Consider the following 4,834-nt stretch of genomic DNA (forward strand, 5'->3'; position numbering starts at 1 on the left):
CGTTGATGAGTCTGGATCTGGATTCGTTCAAGCGCATCAACGACACCTTTGGTCATATCGCCGGCGATTCGGTTCTGGTGGCCGCGGCGAATGCCCTGCGATCCCAGATCAGGGACGAGGACAAGATGTGCCGGGTCGGAGGCGACGAGTTCCTTATCGTCATCAGAAACTGCGCGGACAGGTCGACCCTGCTGAAAATGGCCAAGAGAATCCTGTCGGCAATCGATGAAATCCGGCCGCCCGGCTTTCCCGCGAACCTGTCCGCAAGCCTGGGCATTTCCACGTCCGAACAGTGCAGAACCGTTCATGACCTGCTATCGGGAGCGGATGTTGCTCTTTATCGTTCAAAGCGGGCGGGCGGCGGCAGGGCCACCATTTTCGACGCTTCATGACAGAGCGGCATTCTGACGCGCATGCGCGCGATCCGGCCGGGAATGTCGCCGGCGACGTGACCGGCCCCCGGCCCTCCTCTCAATCGCCGTCGTTCGGGACCTCGTCGTCATCGCCGAAACGGGCGTCGTCGTCATATTCGTCCTCGCCCTCGCCGACATATTTCGAGGACAGGGTGATCGAGTGATTGTCGTGGATCGGGTCCATGACGATGTCCGAGGGGATCTCGCCCGCCAGCCATTCGCGGATCTCGTCCTTGGTCTCGTCGATCTCCTGCCCGGTGACTTCGGCGATATAGGCGATGAAGGCGCGCTGGTCGCCGTCGATCTCGTCCAGCTCGTTTTCATCGGCCGCAGGCCATTTCTCGACGATGGCCTCGAAGAAGGCGGGCCAATTGTCGCGGACGTGCACCCATTTCATCAGTAGCCTCCTCCGCCAATGCCGCCCTGCACCATGCGCGATGCACCGGTGATATCCTCGCCCACGCCGGCCACGGTATTGCACGCGGCAAGCGCCAGGACGGTCAGGACGGCTGCGATCCGACTGAATTTCATTCTCTTTCCTCCTGCCACCAGGTTTCTGGCATGAAGCCGGGCCAGTCACCGTAAAGCGGCGTGTTTTCAGGATAATCCAGGTCGGCGCGATGGGCCAAGCGGGAAATCCGTGAATAGCTGACCGGGATGACATAGCGTCCGGCGGTTAAGATCCGGTCAAGCGCCCTGACCGCGGCGACATAATCCTCATGCGTGCGGGCCCGGCCCATCTCGGCGATCATCGCCTCGGCGGCGGGGCTGTCCATGCCCATCCAGTTCTTGCTGCCCGGCTCGGCCACGCCCTCGCGGCCCCAGTAGAGCCGCTGCTCGTTCCCGGGCGAGAGCGACAGGCCGCGCTCATACCAGGTCATGTCGAACTGGTAGTTGTTGGTGCGTTCCACATATTGCGCCGCATCAAGCAGCGTCACCTTGGGGCGGATGCCCAGATTGCGCAGCGATTGCACGAAGATATCGACGATCTGCCGGGTCTCGGCGCTGGTGCGCATGGCGCTGCCGGACTGATTCAGCAGGATCTCGAAGCTGAAGGGGCGGCCCTGGGCGTCGCGCAGTTCGCCCTTCTGCACGGTCCAGCCCGCCTGGCCGAGCAGGTCCAGCGCGGCGCGGATGCCCTTGCGGTCGATGGCCCGCTCGCCGCCCTCGGGCAGGGCATAACCCTCGATGGTGCCGGGCGGCAGCCGGTCCGCGAAGGGGGCGAGCAGTTCCGCCTCGCGCCCCGTGGCGGGGCCGGGCTGCATCGCCAGTTCGGAATTGGCGAAATAGCTGGTGATGCGCGGATCCTTGCCGCCGGTCAGCGTCATGTTGATGAAGCGCTGGTTGAAGGCTTCGATCATCGCCTGCCGCACCCGCCAGTCGGCGAAGCGCGGGTTGCGGGTGTTCATCACCAGCCCCATGATTCCCGAAGGGCGGCCATGCGGGATCTCGGCCTTGACCACCTTGCCCTCGCGGATGGCGGGAAAGTCGAAGTTGCGCTCCCACCGTGCTGCGACCAGCTCGCGCCAGACGTCGATCTCGCCGGCCTTGAAGGCCTCGAACATGGCCGAGGCATCGCCGAAATAATCGTAGCGGATCACGTCGAAATTGTGCAGGCCTTGGCTGACCGCCAGGTCGCGGCCCCAATAGTCGGGATTGCGGCGGAAGGTGATGGCGCGGCCGGGATCGACCTTGTCGATGACATAGGGCCCCGAGCCGATCGGGACCATCAGGCTGGACTGGCTGAAATCGCGCCCCTGCCATTGCGCCTTCTTCAGGATCGGCCGCATGCCCATCAGCATGGCCAGCTCGCGATCCGGGGTGTTGAAGGTGAAGCGGACCGAGCGCGGGCCGGTCTGCTCCATCGTCTCGACCTTGGACCAGACGGCGGTGTAGCGCGGATGCCCCTTGGTCCCGAGCACCTCATAGGACCACATCACGTCCTCGATGGTTACCGGCGAGCCGTCCGAAAATCGGGCCTCGGGGCGCAGGGTGAACTCGACCCAGCCGCGCTCGGCATCGGTCTCGACGCTTTCGGCCAGCAGGCCGTAAAGCGTGAAGGGTTCGTCGATCGAGCGCATCATCAGCGACTCGGTCAGCAGACCCGGCTGGGTGAAGATCGGCCAGACCGGGTTGCCCATCAGGATCCAGGGGTTGAGCGAATCGAAGCTGCCGGTCTCGGCCAGCCGAATCGTGCCGCCCTTGGGGGCCTGGGGATTGGTATAGGGCAGATGGCTGAAGCCGGGCGGCAGCGCAGGTTCTCCATACATTGCAATGGCATGCATGGGTTCGGCAAGGCTTGCCAGCGGCATGGATGCAACACACGCGCACAGCGCGATTCGCCGCCAGATCGCGGATTCGTTAGCAAATTTGAAGAATCGCATGCTCGATTGCCCTGATTTCCGGGTCGTTGGTTCTGCCCGCGCCCAGATTAACCATCCGTTCACCGCGAGGCAAACTTACGCCTTGGACTCATGGGGGGAAAAGCGTATAGATAAGGCACTGCTCGATAGGTTTCTTGCCTGTATGAAACCTGCCTCATGACTTGCGCCCGCCTTGTGCGGGCGCTTTTTTCTTGGGGTTTTCCGCTTTCCGCCGACTGCGGCGTCCTTGCGTCTGCCCCGGGAATCGATCACGCAAAAATGTGAACGGAACGTATCACTTCCGCCGATCCCGGCCACCTCGCACGTCCCGGCGGCCGGCTTGTGCAGGCCCGGCTTTTTCCCCATGCTGCGACTGCAACAGCAACGCGGGCGTGGAGACGGCGATGTTCGAGAAATTCCTCAGCGGCAAGACGGCGGTGGTGACCGGCTCCAATTCGGGGATCGGGCTTGGCATCGCCCATGAGCTGGCGCGGGCGGGCGCGGATATCGTGCTGAACAGCTTCACCGATGCGGCCGAGGATCACGCGCTGGCCGACAGCCTGGCCGCCGCGCATGGCGTCGCCGTGCGCTATATCCAGGCCGACATGTCCAAGGGCGCCGATTGCCGCGCCCTGATCGAGAAGGCCGGCGTCTGCGACATCCTGGTGAACAATGCCGGTATCCAGCATGTCGCGCCGATCCCGGATTTCCCGGCCGAGAAATGGGACGCGATCATCGCCATCAACCTGAGTTCGGCCTTTCACACCACGGCGGCGGCGCTGCCGATCATGCGCCAGGCCGGCTGGGGCAGGGTGATCAACATCGCCTCGGCGCATGGGCTGACGGCCAGCGAATACAAATCGGCCTATGTCGCGGCCAAGCACGGCATCGTCGGCCTGACCAAGGTGACGGCGCTGGAGACCGCGAAGGAGCCGATCACCTGCAACGCCATCTGCCCCGGTTACGTGCTGACCCCGATCGTGGAGAAGCAGATCCCCGACCAGATGAAGACCCATAACATGAGCCGCGACGAGGTGATCGCCAAGGTCATGCTCCAGCGCCAGCCCTCCGGGCAGTTCGCCACGGTCGAGCAGATGGGCGGCACGGCGGTCTTTCTGTGCTCGCCGGCGGCGGAGCAGATCACCGGGACGACCATCTCGGTGGATGGGGGCTGGACGGCGTTGTAAGGGGCGCGCGGGATCTGCCGAGGCGCGAGGCTGGCGGATGTGCGCCAGCCAGCAGCGGATCTCGCTTGCAGGACTGCCCCGGAGGACAAGGATCAAGCCGCATTTCCGTATACATGCCTGACCCATTCATCGCCATCTGGCCATGAGATGATCAATAGCCAATGAGGCATGGGTTGAATTGCCAAGCCAGCAAGATGCGCTTTTGCGGCAGGACACTTTCCGCGCGGCTGTGCCGAGAGGGGGTGCGGACGGTGGGAGCCCTTAAGGCGGGGCTGGGGTGTCGCGACCTGTCGTCTCGAAGCAGCTGGGCGTGCTGAAGCAGGCCGGGTTGGTGCTGAAGCAGGCATGATGGCCGCCACACCCATTACAGCGCCGAGCAAAGGAAACGGGTCGCTTTTGGGAAAGCCGTTTCGACGGTCTTGAACACCCATTGAACAAGATGGATCAATGAGTTGGAGCACGATCATTAGACAGTTTCAACGCTTGTTGACGCAGTCGCACCGCATCACCCATGGCCCGCTAAGACAGATTTCTGCGCCGCAGCCGGATTTCGTTTCACTGTGCAGATCAATCCGCAACCGGACCGAACTTTCATTTTGACTGCGAGGTCATCGCCGTCGAACCGGGCAAGATGCTCGCATATGTCTGGAACGCAGATGACGATGAGGCGGGCAAAAGACCAAGGGGCACCGTGACCTGGCGGCTTGCCGCCTGCAACAACGGCTATCTGCATGGGGCTTGGATCGACGCGGATCAGGACGCCGACGAGATCAGGGACGAGATTGCGGCCAGCCATGATTTCGAGCCTGAGGGCAGATTTGCAGGTAAAGTGTCAATCGGCGTTGAAGAGTGCCCCCTTATCGGCGTCCAA

The 4,834-nt window shown here is 63.1% G+C and carries 6 protein-coding genes; 3 read left to right on the forward strand and 3 right to left on the reverse strand.

All coding sequences use genetic code 11. From position 1 onward, the window contains the following. Positions 1-392: GGDEF domain-containing protein (locus tag ACFOMP_RS06105; protein ID WP_379028576.1), on the forward strand; the 392-nt coding region annotated here is incomplete at its 5' end. A 79-nt stretch (positions 393-471) separates the two neighbouring features. On the opposite strand, the gene ACFOMP_RS06110 is transcribed toward ACFOMP_RS06105, so the two are convergent. From ACFOMP_RS06110 to ACFOMP_RS06120, 3 genes are read right to left on the reverse strand one after another with little or no spacing between them, the layout of a single operon-like run. After that, complete coding sequence (locus ACFOMP_RS06110; RefSeq protein WP_019351078.1) at positions 472-810, reverse strand: hypothetical protein; 339 nt, start codon at positions 808-810, stop codon at positions 472-474. Then, positions 810-944 carry a hypothetical protein gene (locus ACFOMP_RS06115; protein WP_019351077.1) on the reverse strand — a complete coding sequence of 45 codons (135 nt, stop codon included), beginning with the start codon at positions 942-944 and terminating at the stop codon, positions 810-812. The genes ACFOMP_RS06110 and ACFOMP_RS06115 overlap by 1 nt, the downstream gene beginning before the upstream one ends. Then, positions 941-2,797 (reverse strand): extracellular solute-binding protein, encoded by a 1,857-nt coding sequence (locus ACFOMP_RS06120; RefSeq protein WP_379028578.1) that lies wholly within the window; start codon positions 2,795-2,797, stop codon positions 941-943. Before ACFOMP_RS06120 ends, ACFOMP_RS06115 begins: the two co-directional genes overlap by 4 nt. A gap of 383 nt (positions 2,798-3,180) precedes the next feature. On the opposite strand from ACFOMP_RS06120, the gene ACFOMP_RS06125 reads away from it, so the two are divergent. Both ACFOMP_RS06125 and ACFOMP_RS06130 read left to right on the forward strand, forming a co-directional pair. Then, entirely contained in the window at positions 3,181-3,963 is a 783-nt protein-coding gene (locus ACFOMP_RS06125) for a 3-hydroxybutyrate dehydrogenase (RefSeq protein WP_289895338.1), read from the forward strand. Between the two features lie 691 nt (positions 3,964-4,654). After that, positions 4,655-4,834, forward strand: a 180-nt coding sequence (locus ACFOMP_RS06130) for an antirestriction protein ArdA (protein WP_379028580.1), incomplete at its 3' end; no start/stop codon positions are given.

This window comes from Paracoccus simplex (genome assembly GCF_042648325.1).
Lineage (GTDB): Bacteria > Pseudomonadota > Alphaproteobacteria > Rhodobacterales > Rhodobacteraceae > Paracoccus > Paracoccus simplex.

Excerpts from the sequence above, each read along its gene's own strand:
- ACFOMP_RS06120 (WP_379028578.1), bottom strand. The coding sequence starts at position 2,797 with ATGCGATTCTTCAAATTTGCTAACGAATCCGCGATCTGGCGGCGAATC.
- ACFOMP_RS06110 (WP_019351078.1), bottom strand. The coding sequence starts at position 810 with ATGAAATGGGTGCACGTCCGCGACAATTGGCCCGCCTTCTTCGAGGCC.
- ACFOMP_RS06125 (WP_289895338.1), top strand. The coding sequence starts at position 3,181 with ATGTTCGAGAAATTCCTCAGCGGCAAGACGGCGGTGGTGACCGGCTCC.
- ACFOMP_RS06115 (WP_019351077.1), bottom strand. The coding sequence starts at position 944 with ATGAAATTCAGTCGGATCGCAGCCGTCCTGACCGTCCTGGCGCTTGCC.